Below are 26,192 nucleotides of genomic sequence, written 5' to 3' on the forward strand. Positions count from 1 at the left end.
CATCCAGGCCGGGTCATCTGGTTGTAAAATCAACGGTTTTTGGCCCCTCACCCCTTGATGGCGAACGCAGCGCAGCCGGTCCTGGGTGGACCGGAGTTCCTCCGCCTGCTCGCCCGTCTCAGCGACGGCGCGATGCCGGCCACCAGTCCCGCCCTGACCGATCGCCTCGGCCAGTGGGTGGACTGGAGCCGCGCCGTGGCCCTGTCCGGGGCGCTCGGCGGACGCCTGCCCGAGCCCGGTGAAGCCGCCGAAGCGCTCGAGGATGTGCTGGCCGACTGCGCGCAGGCGCACGCCAGCCTGCTGGCCTCGATCAGTGAGGATGCCGAAGCCGAGCGCCTGCTGGACCTGGCCGAAGCCGCCGCTGTACCCAACTTCGCCTCGCTGCGCCAGCGCTATCGGGTGCTGCAGCAGGCCATCCAGACGGCCACCGGGCGCCTGCGCGGCCGCCTGCGCGACCAGCTGGTGCAGGTTTCACCCGAGCTGGCGCGGCTGGCCGAGGTCGATGCGGTGATGGAACAGACCCTCACCCCGCGCGAGCACAGCCTGCTGGCCACGGCGCCGGCGGTGCTCGGCGCCCGTTTTGAACGCGTGCACGGCCAGCCCGGCTGGCGCGCGGCCTTCCGCCATGACATGCGCACCCTGCTGCTCGCCGAGCTGCAGCTGCGCTTCCACCCGATCGAAGGGCTGCAAGACGCCCTGCGCTCCCACTGACCGGAACACCATGTCCAGAACTGTTTTCCATGTCGTTGTTTTCCTTGTCGGCCTGCTGGCCGTGTGCTGGATCGGCATTGGCTACGTTTCGGTGCATCCGCTGGGTGCAGCGGTGGCGGCGATCATCGCGGCCTGCTACGTCGCCGGTGGCGTGGAGCTGTATCGCTACCGCCAGGCCAGCAACGGCCTGCGCAGCGCGCTGAACGACCTGTCCAGCGCGAAGGAAAGCCTCGCCGCCTGGCTGGAACGCGTGCCGCTGGGCCTGCGCAACGCCGTGCGCCTGCGCGTGGAAGGCGAGCGCACCGCCCTGCCCGCACCGGTGCTGACCCCATACCTGGTTGGCCTGCTGGTGCTGCTGGGCATGCTCGGCACCCTGCTGGGCATGATGGACACGCTGCGTGGCACCGGCCTGGCGCTGCAGAGTGCGACCGACATGGCCGCGATCCGCGGCTCGCTGGCCTCGCCGGTGCAGGGCCTGGCGGTGGCATTCGGTACCTCGATCGCCGGTGTGGCCAGCTCGGCCATGCTCGGCCTGCTGGCGGCATTGCTGCGTCGTGACCGCCTGCAGGCCGTGCAGCAGCTGGACCGCGCCATTGCCGGCGACCTGCATCCGTACTCGCAGGCCTGGCAGCGCGCCGAATCGCTGCGCCTGCTGCAGGCACAGTCTGCGGCGCTGCCGGCGCTGGTCGACCGCCTGCAGGCGATGACCAGCACTTTTGAACAGCACAGTGCGGCCGCCAATGAGCGCCTGCTGGCCGGCCAGGCCGAGTTCCTGACCCAGAGCCAGGCCCTGCAGGAACGCCTGGCCGTCTCGCTGCAGCAGTCGCTGCGCGAAGGGGCCGAAGCCAGCGCCGCCGCCATCGGTGGTGCGCTGCAGCCGATGGCCGAAACCACCCTGGCTGGCCTGGCCCATCACGGCGAAGCACTGCATGCCCGCGTCGAGCAGGCCGTGCAGCAGCAGCTGGCCGGCCTGAGCGAGGGTTTCGAGCGCAGCCGCGTCGCCACCGAGGCCAGCTGGGCCAAGGTGGTGAGCGAGCAGACCCAGGCACAACAGGCGCTGGTCAGTGATCTGCGCCAGCACCTGCAGGCCTTCAGCGATGGCCAGGGCGCGCACGCCGAAGCACTGGTCGCGCGTCTCGGCGAGCGCCTGCAGGCCGATGCCCGCGGCAATGCCGAGGCATGGCGCGCCGCCGCCGAACAGCAGCAGGCACTGAACAGCGCGCTGGTCGAACGCCAGCAGCAGGCGTTGCTGGCCTCCAGCGAGCATCTGGACGCGCGCGCGCAGGCGCTGCTACAGGCGCTGGAGCAGCACCACAGCACCAGCCAGGCGCTGCTGCAGGACCACGAACTGCAGCGTTCGCAGCAGTGGCAGGCTGCGCAGGCCGCCGCCGCGGCCGCGCACGCCGAACTGCAAGCCAGCCTGGACAGCCGCGAGCAGCAGCGCCAGGCGCGCTGGGACGCGGTCAGCGCCGAGCTGCAGCAGGCCCACGCCGCGCTGCAGGCGCAGCTGCAGGCCGGCGACGAACAGCGCCTGCAGCGCTGGAGCGATGTCTTGCAGCACGTTTCCAGCGACCTGGCCGAGCGCCTGCAGGCCAACGGCGAACGCCTGGCCGCGCAGCAGCAGCAGGTCTGCGACGCGCTGGCGGCCACCGCACAGCAGATCGGCGAGAACGGTCGCGCGCAGGCCAGCGCCACGCTGGCTGAAGTGTCTACCCTGCTGCAGACCGCCGCCGCCGCTCCGAAGGCTGCTGCCGACGTCATCAACGAGCTGCGCAGCACGCTGTCCGAGAGCCTGGTGCGTGACAACGCGATGCTGGAAGAGCGCGGCCGCCTGCTGGCCACCGTGCAGACCCTGCTGGATGCGATCAATCACGCTTCGCACGAGCAGCGCACCGCCGTGAACGCACTGGTCGGTGGCTCGGCCGAGCTGCTGGAGCGCGTTGGCAATCGCTTCACCGACCATATCGCCGCAGAGACCGGCAAGCTGGATGGCATTGCCGCAGCGCTCAACGGCAGCGCTGCCGAAGTGGGCCAGCTGGCCGGCACGTTCGGCGAAGCGGTCGCGCAGTTTGGCAGTGCCGCCACCGAGTTGTCCGGCCGCCTGGAACAGATCGGCGGCGCACTGGATGCCTCGCTGGCCCGCAGCGACGAGCAGCTGGCCTACTACGTAGCCCAGGCGCGCGAGGTGGTCGACCTCAGCCTGCTGTCGCAGAAGCAGGTGATGGAAGAACTGCAGCAGCTGGCCGCGCGCCGCGGCAAGGCCGGCAGCGCATGAGCGACGAGCTGGAGGTCGACGGCGGTTCGCATGCCCCGATCTGGGCAGCCTTCGGCGACCTGATGTCGGTGCTGCTGGGCGCGTTCGTGCTGATACTGGTCGGTGTGGTCGCCGTGCAGCTGGAGCTGTCGCAGCGACTGGACCAGGAAGTGAAACAGCGCCAGGCCGAAGCCAAGCGCCTGCAGACGCTGGAGCAAGCGTTGGCTGGACCGCTGGCGGCCGGCCGCGTGACGCTGGTGGATGGCCGCATCGGCATCAGCGGCAGCGTGCTGTTCGCGCTGAACTCCGACCAGCTGCAGCCGGAAGGCCAGGAGCTGCTGCGCAGCCTGGCCGCACCGCTGGCCGCCTACCTGGGCAGCCGCGAAGAGATCCTGATGGTCAGCGGCTTCACCGATGACGCGCCGGTACGCGAAGGCAACCGGCGTTTCGCCGACAACTGGGAGCTGTCGGCGCAGCGCTCGCTGACCGTGACCCGCACCCTGATCGCCGATGGCGTACCGGCTGACGCCGTGTTCGCCGCTGCGTTCGGCAGCGAGCAGCCGGTCAGTTCCAATGCCGATGAGGAAGGCCGCGCACGCAACCGTCGCGTCGAGATCGCGCCGATTCCCAAGCCCAAGGCCCCGGATGCCAAGTAAGTCGCCAGCGCTCGAAGGCCTGCGCGCACTGGTGCGCGACCTTGATGCAGGGTCGCGCTCGCTGCCGCATTACCCGCAGGTGCCGATGCTGCAGCAGGTGCAGCGCGAGTGGTCGGAGCTGCGCAGCGAGCTGCAGGTGCGCCGCTCCCTGCGCGCCGAGGCCCCGGCTGACGGCGGCCCGCTGAACTCGGCGGTGCTGGTGCAGCGCATGCTGGACACGATGCAGGCCACCAGCCCCGGCTACCTGCGCCACTTCATCGACTACGTGGACACCTTGTCCTGGCTGCAGGCACTGCAGGATGGCGCCGCCAGCGGTGCGGATAGCGCAAAGCCGAAGCGCACGCGCAAGCCGCGCCAAACGCCGAAGGAGTAGCGCCGGCCGCTGGGCGGCAATTGATTGATGGCCGCAGGTCCATGGGGTTGCCGGCCAGCGGCCGGCACTACCATCGCGGGTGCTCTGTGCGCGGAACACGATCTGCGCTGCGCTTCGGTTCTGCCGTGGTACTGCCGGCCGCTGGCCGGCATCAAACCGGACCGACCACGGCCGAAGCGCACTCAAGCGGCGCCGAACAGCGAATGGCCGCGCTGAACATTGACTGGTAGTGCCGGCCGCTGGCCGGCATCACACCCAGACCGACCACGCATGCGGATACTCGCCAATCTGCCCAGCAAGACCGGCGCGTACCGGATTCCCCCGGATGTATAGCGCTTGCCGCGCCATCGACTCCTCGGCCCTCACGGCATGATCGAAGTAGCCGGGCTGCCACACCGTACTTCAACGGCCCGCCAAGCGATTCAGGGCAAGCGCGCTCGACGATTTCATCCGGCGTGCGATGTCTGGAAGGTCAGCTGCGCGCAGCTCGAACATCCGGTGGACGTGATCCGGCATGACGACCCATGCGTGTGACCGTACGAGCCCGCGCTGTTCGATGTAATCGAACTGGTCGATCACACATGCTGCTGCAGCTTTGCTTTCAAAGAGGCGGCGGCGCTGATACGTGGTAGTTGTCAGAACGTAGACCTGGCCGATGATCGAGTGACGGCCCAGGCGGAGGCGATGGCTGCTCATGCCCCATGGTGGGTCGATCATTGCGCGTTGGCTGTCGGGCCATGCCTCGATGGAGGTTGGGAGATGTCTGAAGTTGAATGAGGTTGCCGGCCAGCGGCCGGCACTACCGGGGGCCGTAGGTTGCCGGCCAGCGGCCGGCACTACCATTGCCGGCAGGCGGCCGTCGGGGCTCAGCCGCGCAGGGTGGCGCCGCCGTCCACGTACAGGTCGCTCATCGCCACGTGCCCGGCCTGTTCCGAGAGCAGGAACATCACCGAGTGCGCGATGTCCTCGGGGGTGGCCAGCTTGCGCAGTGGAATGCCGGCCTTGTAGGTCTCCAGGTTGCCGGCGATCACCCGCTCGGCACCGTGCTCGTCCTGCCACATGCCGGTCTGCATCGGGGTCAACGTCGATCCCGGGGCGACGATGTTGCAGCGGATGCCCAACGGCGCCAGCTCCAGCCCGAGGCAGCGGGTGAACATGGTGGCGGCGGCCTTGGATGCCGCATAGGCGGCCATCCCGTGTCGCGGCACACCGGCCGCATTCGAGCTGACGGTAACCATCGCGCCCTGCCCGCGCGGCGACATCACCCGCGCCAGAGCACGCCCGACATGGAACACGCCGTCGGTGTTCACCGCGAACACCCGGCGCCAGTCGTCATCGCCGGTCTCGGTCACGCCGCCCACATGCAGCACACCGGCCACGCTGGCGGCCAGCATGATCGGTCCGATGCTGGACTCGACCCGATCCACCAAGGCGTCGACGGCCGCACTGTCGGTCACGTCAAGAGCAAACGCCTGCACACGTGCATCCGCGAACATGGGTGCTTCGCGATCAGTCGCCACCACGATGCAACCGGCCGCGGCCAACAGCCGTACCAGTGCCTCACCGATGCCCCCGGCGGCACCGGTCACCAGCGCCACACGACCTTCAAAACCGGTCAATTGCATGTTGCGGTCTCCTGTTGCTCGTCCCAGTGGCGCAACCGCGCCGACAACCACGGTGCCAGCTGCGCCACCGCATCGCGGCCGGTCAGTTCGGCGTGCAGGAACGGCAGTTCCAGTGCCTGCACCTTGCGCGCGTGGCTCCGCCACAACGCCGACTGCAGCTGTGGCCGCGCCTGGTGATCCCGGCCCGCGCGGACGTGCACCAGCGTGCCCTCGAACGGCCGGTGGATATGTTCACGGATCAGCCGATTGGTACCGGTCACCGCGCGCACCACGCCGTCAAGCACCACATCCGGCAGGCTGCCCAGTGCACTCCCGCCGCGACGCAGGAACGCGAGTATGCGTTCCCGGCTGTCCAGTTCCGGATGCGCATCCGGGTCATGGCCGGCAATCGCCAGTAGTGCCCGCAGTGCGGCGACGGCGTCCGGTTCAGGCTCGGCCCGCCAGCACTCGCTGGGATAGGCGTCCAGCAGCACCAGCTCTCCAACGTCGCGGCCGATCTCATGCAGCCGCACCGCCATCGCCTGGGCCAGGATGCCGCCCACCGACCAGCCCAGCAGATGCACCGGCCCCTTCGGCTGCAGTGCGACCACGCGCTGTACGTAGTCGTTGGCCATCGCCTCGATGCTGCTCGGCAGTGGCAGCCGCGCGTCCAGTGCCGGCGACTGCAGGCCATACACCGGGCGGGCTGGTTGCAGTGCCCGGGCGAGCGTGCGGTAGTTCCAGGCGATGCCACCGGCCGGGTGCAGCACGAACAGCGGCGTGGGCCCGGCAGCGTCGGTTGCGGCCAGCGCGATCACCGGCCCCAGCGCGTGATCGGCCAGCGCGGGTGGCGCGGCAATACGAACCGCCAGCGCGGCCACGGTGGGCTGGGCAAACAAGGCGCCCAAACCCAGATCGCAGCGCCAGCGCTGCTCGATCGCCAGCAGCAGGTGCACCGCCGACAGCGAGTCACCGCCGAGACTGAAGAAGTCCGCATCCACCGCCACCGGCGCCTCACGCCCAAGCGCCTGTGCGAACAGCAACGCCAGCTCCTGTTCCAACGGCGTGCGCGGCGCCAAGCCGGCAACTTCACGTTGCGGTGGCTTCGGCAACGCATTGCGGTCGAGCTTGCCGTTGGCGGTCACCGGCCAGTGGTCCACACCAACGATGGCCGAGGGCACCATGTAGTCCGGCACACGCGTGGCGAGGTGGCTGCGCAGCATTACGGCATCGGCAAGCGCGGTCGGCACATAGGCCACCAGACGCGCTTCGCCGGGAGCATCCTGGCGTAGCAGCACTTCCACCCGCTCCATGCCCGGCAGTTCGCGCAAAGCCGCCTCGATCTCGCCCAGTTCGATGCGCAGGCCGCGCAGTTTCACCTGATGGTCGCTGCGGCCCAGGTACTCCACCGCACCATCGCGGCGCCAGCGCGCCACGTCGCCGGTGCGGTAGATGCGCTCGCCCGCCAGGAAAGGATCGGCAAGGAAGCGTTCGGCGGTCAGATCGTCGCGACCGAGATAGCCGCGTGCCAGCTGCACGCCGCCCAGGTACAGGTCACCGGCCACACCGACCGGCACCGGCTGCATCCGGGCGTCCAGCACGTACAGGCGGGTGTTCCAGACCGGGAAGCCGATCGGCACCGGCCGCGAGCAATCCTGCGCTGACGCCGGCCAATAGCTGACATCTACTGCGGCCTCGGTCGGGCCGTACAGGTTGTGCAGTTCTGCGCGCACGCGCGCATGGAAGCGGTCGCGCAACGCAGCGTCCAGCGCCTCGCCACTGGTGAATACGCGGCGCAGCTGCAAACCTTCGGAGGCCGGCGCAGCGAGGAAGGCGTCGAGCATCGACGGCACGAAATGCGCGGTGGTGATGCCATGGCCCCGGATCAAGCGCGCCAGTTCAGTGGGATCGCGATGCGCATCGGGCCTGGCAACCACCAGCGTTGCCCCGCACAGCAGCGGCAGGAAGAATTCCCAGACCGAGACATCGAAGGTGGCCGGGGTCTTCTGCAGCACGCGGTCATCGGCGCCGATGTCGTAGTGCTCGCGCATCCACAGCAGGCGATTGACGATCGCGCGGTGTTCGACGACCACGCCCTTGGGCTCGCCGGTCGAACCGGAGGTATAGATCACATAGGCGGCATCGCTGGGCGCAGGATCCGCCCATGGCGCCGCAAAACTCAGCGCGGTCCACTGCTCCGGCGCGAGCACCGGCACACCGGCCATGCGCACCGATACGTCTGGCGCAGCCAGTACGCACACCGGCTGCGCCGACGCAAGAATACGTGCCAACCGCTCGTCAGGATGGGCAAGGTCCAGCGGAAGATAGGCCGCGCCTGCGCGCAGCACCGCGACCAGCGCGAGCACCAGTTCCAGCGAGCGCGGCAATGCCACCGCGACTACGCTGCCCGGGCCGACGCCCATCCCGCGCAGTTGTGCGGCAAGCGCGAAACTGCGCGCTTCCAGCGTTGCATAGTCGAGCGTAGTGTCGCCGAACACCAGCGCCGGCGCGTGCGGATCCCGATCCATGCCCTGCTGCAGCAGTTCAACCAGGGTAGTCTCGGGAAGCGCGTGCGCGGTGGCATTGAAACCGTGCAGCACCTGCTGCGCCTCCTCAAGCGTCGCCAAAGGCACGGCTGCGATATCGTCAGCCTGCAATGCTGCCGACACGAAATGCAGCAACCGCGCTGCATGCGCCTCGACATCCTCGCGACTGTACAGCGCGGGATTGGCCTCGATCTCCAGATCGAGAAGGTGCTGGCCATCGCCACGGAAGCCCAGTGTCAGATCATCCACCGGCCCGGTGCACAGCACCTCCAGCGTCGCCTGCACGCCGGCCAGCGCCAGCGGCTTGTAGAACGGCTGCACATTCACCAGCGGACCGTGCAGGCGCTGCTGCGCGCCGACCAGCCCCAGGTCCCGGCGCAGCTGCTCACTGCGGTAACGGCCGCGCTTGCGACCCTGGCTGAGCTGCCGGCCCAGGCCGCGGGTGAAGGCCTCGACGCTGCCCTCGCCGGCCGCTACGCGCAGCGGCAACACGTTCATCGCCATCGCCGGCACCCGCGCCGACGCGTTGCCGAGCCGGCCCATGTAGGGCACGCCCAGCACCACTTCATCGGCGGCGCTCATCCGCCGCAGGTACTCGCCCGCCAGCGCGGCCAGCACATCCGGCCAGGGCTGCAGCCAACGTGCCGAGGCCTGCAGCAGCTGCTCACGGAAGGCCGCATCGAGCGGCTGCACCCAGCGCAGCGCATCGTCGCTGGCCGCCACGGTACCCGCCAGGCCCACGCCCGCCGGCGCCCCCTGCAACTGCTCGCGCCACCAGCGCCCGGCCTGCGCACGACGCGGGTCGGCACGATAGGCGGCGTCATCCGCCAGCACGCCCGCCAGCCCTGGCAGCGGTTCAGCCATGCGACCGGCATGCAACGCGCACACGCGATCGGTGAACAGCGCCATGCCGTAGCCATCGGCGGCCAGATGATGCACGCGCAGGTACCAGACCCAGCGCTGCCCGCCCAGGTCAAACAACACCTGCTGACTGATCCGGTCACGGGTGGGATCGACCGGGCTCAGACGGTCGGTGTGCATCAGGTTGCGTACCGCAGCGGCGGGATCCGCCGCGGTGGAAACATCGCGCACCGAAAGCAGCGGCACGTGTGCCGGGTCATGCCACTGCAGCGGCTGGCCATCGGCCCCTTCGGCAAAGCGCAATGCGAAGGCCTGGGCCTCGCCTGCAGCCTGGTCTGCCGCTGCAATGAACGCGGCCACGTCCAACGGGCCGTCGATCCACACCGCGTGCGCGGTATTGAATGACGGATTGTCCGGTGCCAGCCGCTGTGCGAACCACAGTCCGGCCTGGGCCTCGGTCAATGCCACCGGTGTGGCCAGCGCAGCGGCGTTCATGCGTTCTGCGCGGCCTGCAGTTGCTGCACCACAGCCCACCACTGGCGCAGCGTGGTGTGCTCGGCCAGCTGTGAGAACTCCAGCGGCAATCCGGTGTTGCCCCAGGCCAGGACCAGGCCGAGCATGCGCATCGAGTCCAGGTCCAGGTCGATCAGGTTGTCGTCGTCGCCGATCTCTGCTGGCTCGCACTCCAGAACGCGCGCCACGTCGGCACGCATGCGCTCCAGATCCAGCACCTCACCCGTGGCAGCCATCACAGCACCTCCAGCAGCTGGTCGGTGGTCATCGGCACCCCGCTGGTGCGCGCAATCCAGTGCAGCGCCTGATCATGATCGGCGCGCGAGAAGTCCGCCACGGCATCGGCGGCGATGAAGGCCTCGATATCACGCTGGAACGCTTCGACCACGGTCGCGGTGCAGCCGATATGCGCGTACACGCCGGTCACCAGCAACTGGTCGCGGCCACGCACCCGCATCAGCGTCTCCAGGTTGCTGCGCTGGAACGCGCTGTAGCGGTGCTTCACCAGCACGTGCTCGCCAGGCTGCGGTGCCAGTGCCTCGATGATTGGTTCATGGTCGGCGCTGCGACGCATGCCTGGTCCCCACAGGTCGGCCTGCAGGCCACGGTCACGGCGGTCCTGGTCGCCATGCTGGGCGGTGTAGAACACCGGAATGCCGTGCGCGCGGCAATGCGCCAGCAGCCGTGCGATGTTGTCCACTGCCGGCCGCAGCGGTGCGTTGCCGGCGTCGAATGCGGCCAGGAAGTAGCGCTGCATGTCGTGCACCAGCAGCGCGACACGATCGCGCTGGGGGCGCCACGGGCCGCGCGCCTGCGGCAGTTCGGCGGCAGTCGGCAAGGGGTAATCGGTGATACGGGGCAGCGCCATCAGCGCGTTCCTCCTGTCTGTTGCAGATGACGCGCACGCAACTGCGCGCGCAGTTCGCGGCGGCTGATCTTGCCGACCGCGGTGGTATCGAAACTGTCGACGAACACGACCTGGTCGGGCACCTTGAACGCCGCCAGGCCGCGCCCGCGCATCCAGGCCTTCAGTGCTGGCGCCTTGATCGGCTCACCCTGCTGGATCACGAACGCGCAGCTGCGCTCCCCGAGATACTCGTCAGGAATGGAGACCACGGCGGCGTCGAACACGCCGGGGTGGGCCAGAAGGTGATCTTCGATCTCCTCGGCGGAGATTTTCTCGCCCGCCCGGTTGATGTGGTCACCGGCACGGCCCTGCACCACCAGGTAGCCTCCGGGCAGCTGCTGCACGCGGTCGCCGGTGCGGTAGAAGCCGTCGTCGGTGAACGAACGCGCATTGGCCACCGCATCGTTGTGGTAGCCACGGATGGTGTAAGGGCCGCGGGTCAGCAGATGCCCTACCTCGCCTTCCGGCACCGGCTCGTCATGGTCATCGACCACGCGCACCTCGTCGTCCGGGCTGATCGGCCGGCCCTGGCAGGCTACGATCAGTTCTTCCGGATCATCCAGCCGTGTGTAGTTCACCAGGCCTTCGGCCATGCCGAACACCTGCTGCAGGGTGCAGCCCAGGCCGTCAATCACCCGCCGTGCGGCTTCCGGCACCAGTTTGGCCCCGCCCACCTGCAGTACCTGCAGGCTGGACAGGTCGTGCTTGCTGGTGGCGGCGGCCTGTGCCCACAACAGCGCCAGCGGCGGCACCAGCCCACAGCAGGTCACTTGCTCGCGCGCGATCAGCGGGAAGGCCGCGTCCGGCCCCGGACCGGGGCTGAGCACCACGCGGGCACCGGCATACAGCGCGCCGAAGAAACCGGGCGAGCTCATGGGAAAGTTGTGCGCGGCCGGCAGCGCGACCAGATACACGCTGTCGCGGTCGATGCCGCAGAGGTCATTGCTGGCACGGAACGAGTAGATGTAGTCGTCGTGGGTGCGTGGAATCAGCTTGGACAGCCCGGTGCTGCCACCGGAGATCTGCAGGAACGCCACCGACTGCGGGTCCGGGTCGGCCGGCAGCTGGTTGCGGTCTCCCTGCAGCGCCTCGAGCGCGGTGAACTCTGCTGCATCGCCATCGATGACCACGTGGCGCAGCGCCGGCACCTCGGCCTGCAGCGCCCGCGCCAGCCCGCGATGATCAAAGCCATCGTGCAGGTCGGCAGTGATGTAGGCACTGGCTTCGGCCTTGTTGGCGAAGTGCACCAGCTCGGTGATGCGGTGCGCCGGCAGCGCGTACACCGGCACCAGGCCGGCGCGGAACAGCCCGCATACGGTGGCGATGAACCCGGCGGTGTTGCCCAGCTGTACCAGCACCCGCTCACCGGGTTGCAGGCCGAGTGCCAGCAGTCCGGCACCGATGCGACCGGCCTCGTGCCACAGCTGCGCGTAGCTCAGGCGCACATCGCCAGCGACCACGGCGATGTCATCAGCGTAGCGTTCCGCACGCTCACGCAGGAACGCCGGGAAGGTCTCGCCGCGCCAGTAGCCCGCCTCGCGATAGCGCGCCACCAGCGCATCGGGCCATGCCTGCTGCAGTGGCAGGCGGGAAGAAACAGTGGGCGTGTTCATGCAGCAGGCTCGATGACGGGCGCGGCGTCGTGGACGCCCAACGCGTTCAACAGGGCGGCAAACTTCGCCGCGGTTTCGGCGACCTCGGCCTCGGGCTGCGACTGGGCAACGATGCCGGCGCCGGCGTACAGGCGCAGCTGCGTGCCCTGCAGGCGTGCGCAGCGGATCGCCACATACCAGTCACCATCCCCTTGCGCATCCAGCCAGCCGACCGCACCGGCATAGAAGCCACGCGGCACCGGCTCAAGCTCGCGGATACGCTGCAGTGCCGCCAGCCGGGGTGTACCGCAGACCGCCGGCGTTGGATGCAACTGCGCCAGCAGCTCGGCCGCCGATGTCTGCGGATCCTTCAGGGTGGCGTGGATGCGGGTGCCGAGATGCCACATGCTGGCGGTGGCATGCAGCACCGGGCGCGGCTGCGCATTGATGCGGCTGCAGTACGGCGCCAGGCCCTCGATGATGGCCTCGACCACGTGGCGGTGCTCGTCATGGTCCTTGTTCGAAGCCAGCAGCGCCTGCGCGGCGCGCTCGTCCTCGGCGGCATCGGCACTGCGGCGCGCGGACCCGGCCAGCGGGTGCGACAACAGCTCGGCGCCACGCTTGCGCAGCAGCAGCTCCGGTGTTGCGCCGACCAGCCAGGCCGGTGCGTGCCCCGGTTCAACCGGAAGCGGCACCGCATAGGTCGCCACCGAGGGATCCGCGCCCAACCGCGCCAGCAGCACCTCTGGAGACAGCGCATGGCGGCTGTGCGCCAGCAGGCTGCGCGCCAGCACCACCTTGTGCAGGTCCTGGTCGGGCGCGCGCAGCGCCTTCACTGCCTCGGCAACCGCGGCTGCATAGTCCTGCGCTGCGGGCTCCGCCTGCAGCGGGCCCTGCAGCGCCGGCGCCGCCCGTGGTTGCAACGGCAGGGCCGGCAGCAGGCGCTCGGGCTGGTACAACGCGTCGTCGGCACGCGGTTCGAATGGCACCGCACCGACCAGCAGGCCCGGACCGCCACGCTGCTGGGCGAAGAAGGCCGCAACGCGCTCTGCCAGGGTTGCCAGCGCGCCACCCGGCAGCGCGAGGCGGCAACCGCGTGCGTGCACATGCTGGCCGGCATGCTGCAGCAGGAACAACGACGCGTCGTCAGTGCTCTCGAGCGGCGCGGGCGCAGCCTCCGGCCACGCGCCCTGCATCAGGGAATCGTTCATGGGGTCTCCTTCATCCGATGCGCTGCAGCCAGCGCGCACAGCAACAGCAGCAGCGCGCCGACCAGCAGATATGGCAGGCTGGGCCCGCCGCGATACAACAGCGTGCCGAGCATCGGCCCGGCCACCATGCCCAGCCCCTGCGCGGCAGCGACCGTGCCCGCCGCGGCACCCTGCTCGTGCGCTTCCACCGCGTCGGCGGCCAGCGCCTGGAACGAGGGGAATACGAAGCCCATGCCGAACGCGGCCAGCGCGTATGCCGCCGGCAACTGCCAGCCCTGCTGCACGCCCGCCACCGAAGCAAAGCCAATGCCGGAAATCAGCGCGCCGAGGATGATCCAGCGGCGCGGATGCACCTCCAGCTTCATCACCAGCGCCTGCGCCAGGATCAGTCCGATGCCGACCGCGGTCAGCGCGATGCCGGCCATGCGTGCACCAGCGGCAGCATCCAGGCCCAGGCGATCAATCGCGAAAAAGCCCACCGTCACCTGCGCGATGGTCACCGAGACCATGGCGATGAGCGCCGCCAGCTGCGGCAGGCGCAGGCGCGGGTCGAGGCGGCTCATCGGCGCGCGGCGCTGTGCGGACGCGCCAACCACCGGCGGTGTAGCCGGCAGCCGCCAGGCCAGCAATGCCAGTGCCAGCAGCGGCAGCAACGCGGCCACGTACAGCGCCAGCGAAAGGTTGGTATAGGCAAGCCAGCCGGCAGCGGCCGGCCCGAGCACCATGCCCAGCGCATTGGCGCTGCCCAGGCGGGCGAGGAATTTCGCACGTTGGCCGGTCGGTGCCTTGTCGGCGATGAGCGCGGCTGCGGTAGGTGGCACCGCCGCGTAGAACAGGCCGATCAGGCCTCGCGCACCGACCAGCACCAGCACCGATACCAGTACCGGCGGCACCGCCTGCAGGGCAACGTCGATGAACACCGCCAGCGCGATGTAGACCACGGTGTAGGCGCTCATCGCCAGCATCAGCACGCGCTTGCGGCCGATGCGGTCGCTGAGCTGGCCCCATGGGCGCGCGGCCAGCATCCACAACGCGCCCGCGGCGGTGACCGACAGTCCGGCATGCCACTCGGACAGCCCGAGCATGCGGACCACCGGACCGATCACGGCGACGAAGGACATCATCGCCATGGTGCCGATCAGGGCGGCCACTACCAGCGCGGGCAAGCCGGGAACGACGGGACGTGCGTGCATGGAACACCAGCCGTAACAGGAAGGGATCGCCGGGCGCACCTGCGCCCCGCCCGGCGCCGGCCCTGCTCAGGACCGGACGCCATCCTCAAATGATAACGGCTCGTATTTGCATTTGACACCCATTCTCTTGAACGAGCACGCAACAGCGACTTCAGCGCACCGCGCGCAGGCCCAACAGGCCACGGCGCTTGAACCACCATTCCAATGGCAGCGTCACCAGCGGCGGGATGGCTGCCAGTAGCGCCAGCGCACTGGCCCACCACGGCCAGCGCAGGCGCAGCGCCGCGAACAGCGTCACCGCCACATAGAGCAGGAACGCCACGCCGTGCAGGGGTCCGAACAGCTTCACCAGCGCCACGTTGGCCATGGGGCCGTACTTCATCCACATGCCGATGAGCAGGCCGGCCCAGGTCACGGCCTCGATGAAAGCGACCGCGGCGAACAGGCGTCCGCTCGGGTGCATGGGGGAACGTTGGGTCACACGGGGCTCCGGCAGCGGGGTATCAAATGCGAATGATACGCAGATGCACAGTGCATGTAGAGCCGAGCCGTGCTCGACTGCTGGAGCGTGTCCACCAAGGTGGACACCTACCGGGGCATATTCGGCAGAACCTGCTCCCCGATCTCACGCAACACCGCGTCCATCGGCCGCCCGTTGTCGACCAGATTGAACATCACGTGCGCCACGCCCTGCCCATGCACGCGCAGCAGATAGTCACGCAGGCCATCGCGGCCGACCTTCAGGCCCAGCGGCAGCGGCTCGGCTGGTGCCTGCGGATCTGCCTGCAGATCCAGCAGCATCGACTGCACGAACGGCTTGCCTGGGCCACCACGCTGCACCAGCGCCTGCTGCCACAGGCCGATCCGCCCCTCCTGCGCGGCCTCCTCACGATGATAGGTGGCCCAGCCTTCGGCCTCGCGCGCGATCCACTGCAGGCTCTGCCGCGCGGTACCCACCACCAGCATCGGGATGCGGGTTGCCGGCGCCGGCAGCACGTCGAAGCCACCCGTGGCCTGCAGTACGGCGGTCCGCGCATCGGCCTCCGGTGACAATGCCGCGCGCAGCAACGTCCAGCGCTCACGGAAGGTCGCCGCCCTGCCCTCCAGATCCTCGCCGAAGGCGGCGAATTCTTCCGGGCGGTCACCCGAACCCAGGCCCAGCACGAACCGCCCTGCACCGATCCGGTCCAGGCTCAAGGCCGACTTCGCCACCTGCAACGGCTGGCGCAACGGCAACACGATGGCGGCGGTACCGACCACGATGCGCGTGGTCGCGGCGGCCAGCATGCCCAGCCACAGGAAGGGGTCGTCCAGCGCGCTCGCCGTCGCGTCCGGACCCTGCGGCACCATCAGCGGTACATCGCGCGCCCACAACGCGGCGAAACCAAGATCGTCGGCCAGCCGCGCAATGCGCCGCGCCGCGCCCGGATCGGCCAGCCCATGCGCCGCAACGGGCGTCATCAGGCCCAGGCTCAGTCCCTGTTGCGGAAACAACGAAGCGTAGGCGGGATTGAATTCACTCATGGGACCAGCTTAGCGTGCAGGCAACCGGCGACGATGACACGCCACACACCACATGAAGATCGCTGCATGCCGAGGATCCGCCCCGCGCTCATCGATGACCTGCCCGCGATGAGCGCGGTATGCCTGGCCGCATTCACTGCGGCCGTCGCGCCCTCGCTCAGCGCGGCCGGCATTGCTACGTTCGGCAGTGTCGCCGCCGCCGATGCGTTCGCTGCACGCCTGCAGGGTGACAACCACATCCTGGTGGCCGAGCAGGATGGCCGCATCCTCGGCGTGGTAGAGCTGAAGGAAGGCCGCCACCTGGCGATGCTGTTCGTCGATCCCGCCTGCCAGGGCCAGGGCATCGGCCATGCCCTGTTCGAAGCCGTGCTGCCGCACCTGCGCACACCGGTGCTGACCGTGCGCGCCTCGCTCAACGCAGTGCCTACCTACCTGCGCTATGGCTTCGTGCTGGACGGTGATGTCGGCGAGTTCAACGGGCTGGTGTACCAGCAGATGGTGCGGGCAGCCGCCTGAGGACAGCGGGTGTCATGCCCCGCTGCACGGCCGATATAAGCAAACTGAATCAGCACACTCCCCGGCCATTCCTACAATGGACTGTCCCCCCTTCGAGATGCCGCCGATGCGCGTCGCGCTTTCCGTGTTGCTGCTGGCTTCGGCGCTGAGCGCCTGCACCCCGGCCCCGGTGTCCACCGCCAGCTCCGCCGAGGCGCCCGCGCCGGCGTCCGCCATCGCCTGGCGCCAGGGCGATGTGGACGATGCCTTCGCCGAGGCCGCCGACAGCGGAAAGCCGGTGCTGCTGTACTGGGGCGCGGTCTGGTGCCCGCCGTGCAACCAGCTCAAGGCCGGCCTGTTCAAGGACCCGGCGTTCATCGCGTTGACCGGCAAGTTCGTGCCGGTCTACCTGGATGGCGACGAGGAAGGGGCACAGGCCTGGGGCGAACGCTTCGGGGTGCGCGGCTATCCGACCCTGATCGTGCTGGACCCACAACGCAATGAGCTCACCCGCGTGGCCGGCGGCAACGACGCGGCCGAACTGACCCGTGCGCTGACCGTCGCGGCCGGGCGCCGCAGCGCCATCGCCGCCACCCTGGCGACGGCGCTGGCCACGCCGGACAGGCTGGCCGCCGAAGACTGGCAGGTGCTGGGCGACTACGGCTGGGAAGTCGACGCCAACCGCCTGGCCGGCGAGCGCAGGAGCCAGGATGTGCTGCGCCAGCTGTCCAAGGCCGCACCCGACGCGGCGCTGCAACGCCGCTTCGCCCTGCTGGCCCTGGCCACCGCCGACACGCCCGCCAGCTCGCCCACCGAGGTGCGTGAGCTGCTGCAGGCAGTGCTGGCGCAACCTGCCGAAGTCCGTCGTAACCGCGAACTGCTGGGCTACGCGGGCGCGACGCTGGTCAAGCAGGCCAGTGCGGGGCCGGCCACCAGCAACACGCTGGGACAGCAGCTGCTGGTCGCACTGGAGCGCGCAGATGCCGAGCGCGGCAACCGTGCCGACGACGCGCTGTCGCGTGCGCTGACCGAAGTGTCGCTGGCCCGTCAGCAGCAGCCCAACGGCGCACTGCCCGCGGCCCTGGTTGAGCGGGTCAAGCAGCGCGTGGCCGCTGCCGATGCCGCCGCCACCGATGCGCATGCACGCCAGGCCACGATCAGCGGCGCGGTCTACGCACTGCGCCAGGTCGGCGACGACGCGGGCGCCGAGGCGCTGTTGCTGGCCGAGCTGAAGCGCAGCGAGCAGCCGTACTACTACATGCCCGAGCTGGCCGAACTGGCCGAGCAGCGCGGCGACACCGCCGGCGCACTGGAGTGGCTGAAGCGCGCCTACGATGGCGCGCAGGGCCCGGCCACCCGCGTACAGTGGGGCGTGCTGTACGTGGAGGGCCTGTTGAAGCTGGCGCCGGACGATGCACCACGCATCGAGCAGGCCACCGCCTCGCTGATCGCCGAACTGGAAGCGCAGCCGTCGGGCTACCACCAGCGCACCCGCCAGCGTTTCGAGCGCCTGGCCGGGCAGTTGAAGACGTGGAGCGGCAAGCACCAGGGCGCCGAAACACTGGCGCGGCTGCAGCAGCGGATGCAGCAGGCGTGCGGGGAACAGGTTGATGGTGCGTGCAAGGATTGGTTGAGTTGAGTTGATGAAGGCGCTGGCGGCTGGTTCGCCTGCCGGCGCTTTCGTTGATCCGTGTGGGAGGGGGCGGGGGCCGCTGGCCAGGACACGCAAAAGCCCCTCCATGGTGCTCGATGGCGCCATCCTTGGCGCCAACGGTCCTGTCCAGCGGCCCCCGCCCCCTCCTGACAGTTTCCTGCGAGCGCGGGCAGCGCAACAGCGCGCCGGTGAGGTTCGAAAAGCGGGTTCTGGTAGTGCCGGCCGCTGGCCGGCAACCCGACCTTCGCTGATTGCCGGCCAGCGGCCGGCACTACCATGCCGCTCCTGCTCCTGCCTTTGACTCCGTCTCCGCGCCAGCGCAGGGAGCTGTCCTGCAGGGGCTGATGGGTCAGCGCAGGACCGTTGGCGCCACGGATGGCGCCATCGAGCCCCCATGGATGGGTTCACGGCGTGTCCTGCGCTGACCCATCAGCCCCTGCCTGCCAGGAAGAATCAAGGCGACGAACGCGCACGCATTTCAATCCCGCCCCTTGACCTCAACCAATGTTGAGGTGCGATAACAATCTCCCCACGGCCAGCCCCTGGCCTTCCCCACGGAGATTGCTTCGATGTCGTACTCGCTTCCCCCGCTCCCCTACGCCTACGACGCCCTTGAGCCGCACTTCGATGCGCGCACGATGGAGATCCATCACAGCAAGCACCACCAGGCCTACGTCAACAACCTCAATGCCGCCATCGAGCAGGCCGGCATCGCCGAGCTGCCGGTCGAGGCGCTGATCGCCAACCTCGGTGCCGTGCCCGAGGCGCAGCGTGGCGCGGTCCGCAACAACGGCGGTGGCCACGCCAATCACAGCCTGTTCTGGACCGTGCTCAGCGCCGACGGTGGTGCACCCGATGAGGAACTGGCCACCGCCATCGACCGTGACCTGGGCAGCTTCGATGCCTTCAAGGACGCCTTCAGCAAGGCCGCGCAGACCCGTTTCGGCAGCGGCTGGGCCTGGCTGACCAGTGACCGCGATGGCCGCCTGCAGGTCGAAAGCAGCGCCAACCAGGACAGCCCGCTGATGGGTGCAACCGTGGGCCTGTCAGGCAATACCCCGATCCTCGCGCTGGACGTCTGGGAACACGCCTACTACCTGCACTACCAGAACCGTCGCCCGGACTACATCGGTGCGTTCTTCAACATCATCAACTGGGCCGAGGTCGGCCGGCGCTACCGCCAGGCCCGGGCCTCATGAGCGGCGAGACAGTGCCGTACGCCGGGCCGTGGGCGGGGGTCTTCCCCGCACCGGCGCCGGTGCCGTCGGTCGAGATGCCGCCGCGTGCCCTGCGGCGGCTGCTCGGCCATTTCCCGACCGGCGTGGCCATCGTCTGCGCGCGCGATGCACAGGGCAAGCCGGTCGGCCTGACCATCAACTCGTTCGTACCGGTCTCGCTGCAGCCACCGCTGGTGCTGTGGAACCTGGCGTTGCACGCGCAGAGCCTGTCCACCTTCCAGCGCGCCACCCGCTTTGCAATCAGCGTGCTGGCGGCCGACCAGGAAGCGCTGGCCCGGCGCTTCGCCGATCCGCAGGTCCGCAATCGCTTCGACGGCCTGGCATTGCTGGATGACGACGAGGACGCCCCACCCCGCATCGCCGGTGCGGTCGCCCATCTCACCTGTACCCGCCACGCACAGTGGCCGGTGGGCGATCACCTGCTGCTGGCCGGCCGCATCATCGACGTGCACGAGAACGGCGGCGCGCCGCTGCTGTTCCATCGCGGCCGCTTCCAGCCCGGCCCGGCCGAACTGCTGGTGGAGGTGCGCGGATGAACATCGAAGCTCTGGAATGCATGCTCGCCGCCGGCAAGGATGGCGCGCTGCTGCGCTTCGGCCTGGGCAAGGGCTGGCTGGATGCCGGCAACCCGGTGCGCGCGGCCACCCATCTGGGCCGTTGCGTGGTGCTTGATCCGCAGTACTCGGCGGCGTGGAAGCTGCTGGGCAAGGCCTGGCTGGCCAGTGGCCAGCCGCAGGCGGCGCGCGAAGCCTGGCAGCGCGGATTGAGCGTGGCCGGCAGCAAGGGCGACCAGCAGGCACGCAGGGAAATGCAGGTGTTCCTGCGCCGCCTGGACCGCGAGCAGGCGGAGCCGGCGAAGGCGGGCTGAGTTGATCAGCCCGCGTTGGCCGATGCCGGTGCGGACATGATGTCCGACATCGGCAGGCGGCGCGGCTTGCTCGGGAACGCGTGGCGCAGGATGCGCCAGACCACCTGGCCGAACTGGCGCGGCAGCGAGCCGTTGTTGTAGTGCTGGCCGTAGCGACGGCAGATGTCCTTCACTTCCTTGGCAATGGCCGCATAGCGGTTGGCCGGCAGGTCCGGATAGAAGTGATGCTCGATCTGGTGGCTGAGGTTGCCCGACAGCACGTTGATCAGGAAGCCGCCGCTGATGTTGGATGAACCGCGCAGCTGGCGCAGGTACCAGTGGCCGCGCGATTCATTGCGCAGGCATTCCTTCGGGAAGGTTTCCGATTCGGCGGTGAAGTGGCCGCAGAAGATGATCACGTAGGTCCAGATGTTGCGCAGTCCGTTGGCCACCATGTTGCCCAGCATCACGGTGAGGAAGAACGGGCCGGCCAGCAGCGGGAAGAACACGTAGTCCTTCAGCACCTGGCGGGCCATTTTCCGCGCCACCGGGCGGGTCTGCAGCCACATCGCACGGCCGCTGATACGGCCCTTCAGCCAGCGGCCCAGGCGCAGGTCCTGCGCGGCCACGCCCCACTGGAACAGCAGCGCGAAGATCGGCGCGATGATCGGCTGCAGCAGGTAGAACGGCTTCCAGCGCTGCTCCGGGAAGATGCGCAGCAGGCCATAACCGATGTCATCGTCCATGCCACGCACGTTGGTATAGGTGTGGTGGCGGAAATTGTGGGTCTTGCGCCAGTTGTCGGCAGTGGCAACGATGTCCCACTCATAGGTATTGCCGTTGAGCTTGGGGTCGCCGGTCCAGTCGAACTGGCCGTGCATGACGTTGTGGCCCAGCTCCATGTTCTCCAGGATCTTCGACAGCGCCAGCAGCAGCGTGCCGGTGATCGCGGCCGGCCACAGCAGCGGCATCCAGAACAGTGGCGAGAACGCCGCCAGGAACAGCAGGCCACGGCCCCCCACGCCAAACCAGCGCACGGCGGCGGCCACGCGGCGGATGTAGCGGGTATCGGAGGCGCCGAGGCTGCCGATCACACGGTCGCGGATCGCGTCGAGTTCCTCACCGAAGGCATGCATCTCGGCAGTACTCAGGGCACGGTCGGTAGCGCGGGTCATGGCAGGCGTCCTCAGAGATCCAGGGTCAGGTCGGTGGTCGGTGCGCTCACGCAGATCCGTACCGGCTGCGCCGATTCGGACTGCAGGTCGCCGGTGCGCAGGTGGCGGGTGGCGCCACTGACGCGGTCACAACTGCAGGTGTTGCAGATGCCCATGCGGCAGCCATGCCTGGGCTTGATGCCATGGGCTTCCAGGCTTTCCAGCAACGAGCTGCCACGCGGCACGCTCAGCTGGCGGCCACTGCGCGCCAGCGTCAGCACGACCTCCCCTTCACTGCTGGCGTCACGCAGCGGTGCGGGAGGAGTGAACGCTTCCGCCTGGAAACCGGCAACCTGGTGCGCCAGGCGTTCGCGGGCGGCGGCAACGAAGCCGTCCGGGCCGCAGGCCAGCACATGGCGCTGCGCCAACGGGGTGTCATCGCCCGCCACCTGCAGGTCGTGGGCATCGATACGTGCGGCGGGCACATCCCCTTCGCGGGTGGTCAGCAGATGCACACGCAGGTTCGGCTGGCTGGCGGCCAACGCCTGCAGCTCATCACGGAACTGCAGGTGGGCGGCGCTGCGTTCCCAGTAGAACAGGTCCACCGGCGCTGCCAGCGGGCGCTGGCAGGCGTCGCGCAACAGGCTGCGCATCGGCGTGATGCCACTGCCGGCAGCCAGCAGCAACACCGGCGCCGCAGCCGGCATGTGGAACTCGCCGAAGGCGGCATCGAGGCGGAACAGTTCGCCCGGCTGCGCGTGGTTGACCAGGTGCTGGCTGACGAGGCCGCCGTCGATCGCCTTGACGGTGATCGCCAGCTCGCGCCGTCCCAGTGCGGTGGGGCTGTAGCTGCGCTGCCACAGGCGCCCTTCAATCTCCACGCCCAGGGTGACGTGCTGGCCGGCGCGCATGCCGGCCCAGTGCCGGTTGGTGCGCAGGACCAGGGTCGCCGCGCCCTCGCCGGCCGGCTCTCGCCGGACCAGGCGGGCCACCGGCTCGCGCAGGGTCCACAGGGGATTGAGCTGGCCCGCCCAGAAATCGAACAGCGACGGCGAGACCCAGCGGTACGGAGAGAACAGGGACGGACGGACGACAGCGCTCATGGGCGAACTATACGGGCGCACATACACCTGTGTATACATGTGTATATTGAACCGGATTGGGTATGATTCAGCCTCGCCCCACCGGAACCCCCATGGCCGCCGCCACCGCCTTGTCGACGCCTGAAGATGCCAACAGCCCGGCCCGCCGTACGGTGAGCCGCGAGGACCTGCTGGCCGCCGCCCTGAAACTGATCGGGCCGCACCGCAGCCTGTCCACGCTCAGCCTGCGCGAAGTGGCACGTGAGGCCGGCATCGCGCCGAACAGCTTCTACCGGCAGTTCCGCGACATGGACGAACTGGCCGTGGCGCTGATCGACGCCGCCGGCCGTTCGCTGCGGACCATCATCGGCGAGGCCCGCCAGCGCGCCACCTCCACCGCCACCAGCGTGGTGCGGGTTTCGGTGGAGACCTTCATGGAACAGCTGCGCGCCGACGACAAGCTGCTGCACGTACTGCTGCGCGAAGGCGCGGTGGGTTCGGACGACTTCAAGCACGCGGTCGAACGTGAGCTGCACTATTTCGAGGAAGAGCTGCAGCACGACCTGGTGCGCCTGGCCGCGCTGGACGGCGCCGTGCTGCATGCCCCGGAACTGGTGGCCAAGGCCATCACCCGGCTGGTGTTCGCGATGGGTGCCACCGCCATGGACCTGCCGCCGGAGAAGGACCCGGAGCTGATCGAAGAGATCTCCACGATGATCCGCATGATCATCGTCGGCGCCCGCACGCCCGCCGCGTTCCGCCGCGGCTGACGATCGCCCCCGGGGTCGGATCCCTTTCCAGGGGAAAGGGCTCTGACCCCAACCACACAGCAACACCAACCTCCGTGCATGACCACAGGCAGGGTTGCGGCCGCCAAATGTAATGTTATAACACGCCCATGATCTGACTCGGTCGGCGTTCCGCTCGGAATGACTGCGGCGTCATTATATAGCATTTGCTATATTGATAAGCCGCTGCTTTCATATGCGTCAGCCAGGTCGCCCTCGCCGCCTTTCTTTCCCCAAGGACGACGCCCTCATGCCCGTTGCCACGCCCCTCTTCCATCGGCTGCCCCTGGCCGCCGCCATTGCCCTGACCCTGCCGCTGCCTGCACTGGCCGCCACTCCGAAACCGACCGAACTGGACCGTGTGCAGGTCAAGGTGAGCACCGCCACGCGCAGCGAACGCCTGCTGTCGGACGTGCCGATCCGCACCGAGGTGCTGCGCAAGGAAGACATCGCGCTGCGCGCGGCCACCGACTTCTCGCGCGCCGCCGAGCTGATCAACGGCCTGCGCGTGGAGAGCAACTGCCAGAACTGCAACACCAGCGAAGTGCAGCTGCTGGGCCTGCCCGGTGCCTACAACCAGCTGCTGTTCGATGGCATCCCGCTGCTGTCCACGCTGGGCAGCGTGTACGGCCTGGAACAGATCCCGGCCGGGTTCGTCGACCGCATCGAAGTGGTCAAGGGCGGTGGCTCGGCGCTGTACGGCCCGGGTGCGGTTGCCGGTGTGATCAACCTGATTCCGCCGCTGCCCGCGCGCAGTGGTGGCCATGTGCAGGCCGGCGTGGATGTCCTGAAAGGTACGCCGCAGAAGAACGCCGACGTGCGGCTGGACCTGGTGGCCAGGGACGCAGACGCCGGCCTGTCCGTGATTGCCCAGCGCAACTGGAACAACGGCATCGACTACAACGGTGACGGCTACACCGAGATCACCCGCAAGAACCTCAAGGTCGGCGGGCTGCAGGCCTGGTACGCGCCCACGCCGGGTACGCGGCTGCGCCTGGACCTGCAGGTGACCGATGAAACCCGCCGCGGCGGCAACTGCCTGGACCAGCCCGAATACCTGGCCAACATCGCCGAATCGCTGGATACGAAATACCGGCGCGGCAGTGTGTCGTGGGACCAGGAGATCACCGCCGACGTCGATTTCCGCCTGGCCTACGCCTTCGCCGACATCGACCGCGACAGCTTCTACGGCGGTCTCGGCGACGTAGTCACCGATCCGTCCGCACCCGGCTATGACCCGTCGCAGCTGGACCGCAACGTGGCCGGCAGCGCGGCCTCGCGTTCGTGGCGCCAGTACGGCCGCACCCACAACCCGCTGCACTACATCGACAGCCAGTTGAACTGGCGGCTGGGCGCGCATGCGCTGGCCTTCGGCGTGCAGTACAAGCACGAGGCGCTGCGCGACGACAACCGCACCGGTGACGGGCAGCGTCTTGCGGTGCTGGACGATGCGACCTTCCACAACCTGGGCGCATTCATCCAGGACGAATGGAGCCTGCACGACAACGTCGACCTGGTGCTGGGTGCACGCGTGGACAAGAGCTCGGAACTGGACAGCGCGGTGTTCTCGCCGCGCATCGCGCTGGCCTGGCAGGCTACACCGAACCTGAAATGGCGGGCGGGCATTGCCACCGGCTTCCGTGCTCCGGAGATCTTCGTTGAGGATGTGCACGTCGATACGCTCGGCGGCGAGCAGGTACGCGTACGCAATACCGATGGCCTGAAGGAAGAGCGCGCGTTGACCACCCTGTTCGGCTTCGACTGGCGCTCGGACCCGGCCAATCCGGTGTGGAGCTGGGATGCTACCGCCTCCTATGCACGCATCCGCGATACCTTCGCGCTGGGCGAGATCCAGCGCGGCGATGACGGCCAGCTGAGCCAGCTGCGTTACAACGCCTCCGGCTCGAACGTGCTGGGTGCGGAAACCAACCTCGGCTGGCAGCCGTCGCCGCAGTGGCGCCTGACCGCCGGTGCCTCGTGGTACCGCTCGCGCTTCCGCGAGCCGCAGCGCATCTTCGACGACAGCGGCGACGGTGGCGACACCGTGATCGAAAGCCGCGACTACCTGAAGACTCCGCGCTGGACCGGCCTGGCCCAGCTCAGCTGGATGCCGGCCGAACCGTGGGAGACCTTCGTCGCGCTGCGCCATACCGGGCCGATGTCGGTGCTGAACAACCGGTTGGGCGAACTGCACCGCACGCGTTCGTTCCTGGTCACCGATCTCGGGGCGCGCTGGCACCGTCACCTGGGCGCACAGGCGCAGCAGGAAGTGTCGGTGGCCGCGGGCGTCAAGAACGTGTTCGATCAGCGCCAGAAGGATCTGGAAGTGGGCGCACTGCGTGACAGCGACTATGTCTACGGGCCGCGCTTCGCGCGCTCGTGGTATGTCAACCTGCGCTATGCGTTCTGAAGCGCTGCGAGCGTTGGTGCTGGCCTGTGCCGTGCTGCCGGCCGCACCGACGGTGGCTGCGGACCTGCACGCGCAGGTCTCGGCCTCGTTGATGCGGCCGGAGCAGCGCTCGCTGCGGCCGATGCAGTGGTCGCCGCCGCCGAATCTGGTCGCGCTGTACTTCGGTGCCGACTGGTGCGCACCGTGCCATGCGTTCGTCCCCACGCTGCGCAGCGTGCGCGACGCATTGCGCGAAGCCGGCGCCGATACCGAAGTGGTGTACGTCAGCCTGGATGAGAGCGAGAGCGCGCTGCGCCGCTACATGCACGCGCAGGACATGCCGTGGCCGGTGCTGGACCCGCGCCGCGCCGCGCGCATGCCGGCGCTGCAGGCATTGGCCGGGCTGGCACCGCCGAACCTGGTACTGATCGATGCCGACGGCACGGTGCTGGCCAACGGCTGGCAAGGCCGGCGCTATGAAGGCCTGCAGCCGGTGTTGAAGGAATGGATGAAACGGGCGTGTGCGCAGCAGCAGGCGCGCTGCCCGCCCGATCTGTAGAGTCGAGCCACGCTCGACGCATTCGATCACCGTGCGAACGG

At 68.9% G+C, this 26,192-nt stretch carries 23 protein-coding genes and 1 pseudogene; 12 read left to right on the plus strand and 12 right to left on the minus strand.

Annotation, left to right across the window (positions count from 1 at the left end):
* Nucleotides 1-57 precede the first annotated feature (57 nt).
* Genes AC5P8F_RS17835 through AC5P8F_RS17850 form a run of 4 tightly spaced genes read left to right on the plus strand, consistent with a single transcriptional unit; the run spans nucleotide 58 to nucleotide 3,994 of the window.
* Nucleotides 58-711: a DUF3348 family protein gene (locus AC5P8F_RS17835; protein ID WP_014647411.1), complete on the plus strand. Its 654-nt coding sequence runs from the start codon at nucleotides 58-60 to the stop codon at nucleotides 709-711.
* A 10-nt stretch (nucleotides 712-721) separates the two neighbouring features.
* The gene (locus tag AC5P8F_RS17840; protein WP_495228668.1) at nucleotides 722-2,986 is read left to right on the plus strand and encodes a DUF802 domain-containing protein; all 2,265 of its coding nucleotides are present in this window, start codon (nucleotides 722-724) and stop codon (nucleotides 2,984-2,986) included.
* Nucleotides 2,983-3,621, plus strand: coding sequence for an OmpA family protein (locus AC5P8F_RS17845; protein WP_014647413.1), 639 nt, complete (start codon nucleotides 2,983-2,985; stop codon nucleotides 3,619-3,621). Before AC5P8F_RS17840 ends, AC5P8F_RS17845 begins: the two co-directional genes overlap by 4 nt.
* Nucleotides 3,545-3,994 carry a DUF2894 domain-containing protein gene (locus AC5P8F_RS17850; RefSeq protein WP_227864608.1) on the plus strand — a complete coding sequence of 150 codons (450 nt, stop codon included), beginning with the start codon at nucleotides 3,545-3,547 and terminating at the stop codon, nucleotides 3,992-3,994. The genes AC5P8F_RS17845 and AC5P8F_RS17850 overlap by 77 nt, the downstream gene beginning before the upstream one ends.
* Nucleotides 3,995-4,243: 249 nt before the next feature.
* On the opposite strand, the pseudogene AC5P8F_RS17855 reads toward AC5P8F_RS17850, so the two are convergent.
* From AC5P8F_RS17855 to AC5P8F_RS17900, 10 genes and pseudogenes are all read right to left on the minus strand, one after another.
* Nucleotides 4,244-4,690: pseudogene (locus AC5P8F_RS17855) on the minus strand (REP-associated tyrosine transposase).
* 170 nt (nucleotides 4,691-4,860) lie between these two features.
* The gene (locus tag AC5P8F_RS17860; protein ID WP_111205412.1) at nucleotides 4,861-5,619 is read right to left on the minus strand and encodes a 2,3-dihydro-2,3-dihydroxybenzoate dehydrogenase; all 759 of its coding nucleotides are present in this window, start codon (nucleotides 5,617-5,619) and stop codon (nucleotides 4,861-4,863) included.
* On the minus strand, nucleotides 5,610-9,500 hold the full coding sequence (locus AC5P8F_RS17865; protein WP_495228670.1) for an enterobactin synthase subunit F: 3,891 nt from the start codon (nucleotides 9,498-9,500) through the stop codon (nucleotides 5,610-5,612). Before AC5P8F_RS17865 ends, AC5P8F_RS17860 begins: the two co-directional genes overlap by 10 nt.
* Nucleotides 9,497-9,754, minus strand: coding sequence for a phosphopantetheine-binding protein (locus AC5P8F_RS17870; protein WP_049439394.1), 258 nt, complete (start codon nucleotides 9,752-9,754; stop codon nucleotides 9,497-9,499). The genes AC5P8F_RS17865 and AC5P8F_RS17870 overlap by 4 nt, the downstream gene beginning before the upstream one ends.
* Nucleotides 9,754-10,386, minus strand: coding sequence for an isochorismatase family protein (locus AC5P8F_RS17875; protein ID WP_024958585.1), 633 nt, complete (start codon nucleotides 10,384-10,386; stop codon nucleotides 9,754-9,756). The genes AC5P8F_RS17870 and AC5P8F_RS17875 overlap by 1 nt, the downstream gene beginning before the upstream one ends.
* Nucleotides 10,386-12,038 (minus strand): (2,3-dihydroxybenzoyl)adenylate synthase, encoded by a 1,653-nt coding sequence (locus AC5P8F_RS17880; RefSeq protein WP_495228672.1) that lies wholly within the window; start codon nucleotides 12,036-12,038, stop codon nucleotides 10,386-10,388. The genes AC5P8F_RS17875 and AC5P8F_RS17880 overlap by 1 nt, the downstream gene beginning before the upstream one ends.
* The gene (locus AC5P8F_RS17885; protein ID WP_495228674.1) at nucleotides 12,035-13,228 is read right to left on the minus strand and encodes an isochorismate synthase; all 1,194 of its coding nucleotides are present in this window, start codon (nucleotides 13,226-13,228) and stop codon (nucleotides 12,035-12,037) included. Before AC5P8F_RS17885 ends, AC5P8F_RS17880 begins: the two co-directional genes overlap by 4 nt.
* The gene (locus AC5P8F_RS17890) at nucleotides 13,225-14,421 is read right to left on the minus strand and encodes an MFS transporter (protein WP_049439387.1); all 1,197 of its coding nucleotides are present in this window, start codon (nucleotides 14,419-14,421) and stop codon (nucleotides 13,225-13,227) included. Before AC5P8F_RS17890 ends, AC5P8F_RS17885 begins: the two co-directional genes overlap by 4 nt.
* 151 nt (nucleotides 14,422-14,572) lie before the next feature.
* A complete protein-coding gene (locus tag AC5P8F_RS17895) occupies nucleotides 14,573-14,884 on the minus strand; it encodes a DUF3817 domain-containing protein (RefSeq protein ID WP_041863547.1) in 312 nt (103 codons plus the stop codon).
* Nucleotides 14,885-15,009: 125 nt separating this feature from the next.
* Nucleotides 15,010-15,945 carry a TIGR03571 family LLM class oxidoreductase gene (locus AC5P8F_RS17900; protein WP_495228676.1) on the minus strand — a complete coding sequence of 312 codons (936 nt, stop codon included), beginning with the start codon at nucleotides 15,943-15,945 and terminating at the stop codon, nucleotides 15,010-15,012.
* A gap of 66 nt (nucleotides 15,946-16,011) precedes the next feature.
* On the opposite strand from AC5P8F_RS17900, the gene AC5P8F_RS17905 reads away from it, so the two are divergent.
* The 5 genes from AC5P8F_RS17905 (at nucleotide 16,012) to AC5P8F_RS17925 (ending at nucleotide 20,200) form a co-directional block, all read left to right on the plus strand.
* Nucleotides 16,012-16,461 (plus strand): GNAT family N-acetyltransferase, encoded by a 450-nt coding sequence (locus tag AC5P8F_RS17905; RefSeq protein ID WP_069116493.1) that lies wholly within the window; start codon nucleotides 16,012-16,014, stop codon nucleotides 16,459-16,461.
* 97 nt (nucleotides 16,462-16,558) lie between these two features.
* Complete coding sequence (locus AC5P8F_RS17910) at nucleotides 16,559-18,079, plus strand: thioredoxin family protein (protein WP_495228705.1); 1,521 nt, start codon at nucleotides 16,559-16,561, stop codon at nucleotides 18,077-18,079.
* Between the two features lie 584 nt (nucleotides 18,080-18,663).
* A complete protein-coding gene (locus AC5P8F_RS17915; RefSeq protein ID WP_014647427.1) occupies nucleotides 18,664-19,293 on the plus strand; it encodes a superoxide dismutase in 630 nt (209 codons plus the stop codon).
* Nucleotides 19,290-19,868, plus strand: a complete 579-nt coding sequence (locus tag AC5P8F_RS17920; protein ID WP_032962524.1) for a flavin reductase family protein — start codon at nucleotides 19,290-19,292, stop codon at nucleotides 19,866-19,868. The genes AC5P8F_RS17915 and AC5P8F_RS17920 overlap by 4 nt, the downstream gene beginning before the upstream one ends.
* Nucleotides 19,865-20,200 carry a tetratricopeptide repeat protein gene (locus tag AC5P8F_RS17925; RefSeq protein WP_075077115.1) on the plus strand — a complete coding sequence of 112 codons (336 nt, stop codon included), beginning with the start codon at nucleotides 19,865-19,867 and terminating at the stop codon, nucleotides 20,198-20,200. Before AC5P8F_RS17920 ends, AC5P8F_RS17925 begins: the two co-directional genes overlap by 4 nt.
* Nucleotides 20,201-20,205: 5 nt before the next feature.
* Here AC5P8F_RS17925 and AC5P8F_RS17930 read toward each other — a convergent pair whose 3' ends face one another.
* Both AC5P8F_RS17930 and AC5P8F_RS17935 read right to left on the minus strand, forming a co-directional pair.
* Nucleotides 20,206-21,354 (minus strand): fatty acid desaturase family protein, encoded by a 1,149-nt coding sequence (locus AC5P8F_RS17930; RefSeq protein WP_014647430.1) that lies wholly within the window; start codon nucleotides 21,352-21,354, stop codon nucleotides 20,206-20,208.
* Nucleotides 21,355-21,365: 11 nt separating this feature from the next.
* Nucleotides 21,366-22,436: a ferredoxin reductase gene (locus tag AC5P8F_RS17935; RefSeq protein ID WP_046431056.1), complete on the minus strand. Its 1,071-nt coding sequence runs from the start codon at nucleotides 22,434-22,436 to the stop codon at nucleotides 21,366-21,368.
* Between the two features lie 92 nt (nucleotides 22,437-22,528).
* Between AC5P8F_RS17935 and fabR the strand changes: the two genes are divergently transcribed.
* The 3 genes from fabR to AC5P8F_RS17950 all read left to right on the plus strand — a co-directional run bounded on the left by fabR (nucleotide 22,529) and on the right by AC5P8F_RS17950 (nucleotide 26,151).
* Nucleotides 22,529-23,185 carry an HTH-type transcriptional repressor FabR gene (gene fabR, locus AC5P8F_RS17940; RefSeq protein ID WP_014647432.1) on the plus strand — a complete coding sequence of 219 codons (657 nt, stop codon included), beginning with the start codon at nucleotides 22,529-22,531 and terminating at the stop codon, nucleotides 23,183-23,185.
* Between the two features lie 268 nt (nucleotides 23,186-23,453).
* On the plus strand, nucleotides 23,454-25,613 hold the full coding sequence (locus tag AC5P8F_RS17945) for a TonB-dependent receptor plug domain-containing protein (RefSeq protein WP_495228678.1): 2,160 nt from the start codon (nucleotides 23,454-23,456) through the stop codon (nucleotides 25,611-25,613).
* A complete protein-coding gene (locus AC5P8F_RS17950; RefSeq protein WP_481454044.1) occupies nucleotides 25,603-26,151 on the plus strand; it encodes a thioredoxin-like domain-containing protein in 549 nt (182 codons plus the stop codon). The genes AC5P8F_RS17945 and AC5P8F_RS17950 overlap by 11 nt, the downstream gene beginning before the upstream one ends.
* The last annotated feature ends 41 nt before the right edge of the window (nucleotides 26,152-26,192 follow it).

Source organism: Stenotrophomonas sp. YJH_SMC_69 (assembly GCF_059370495.1).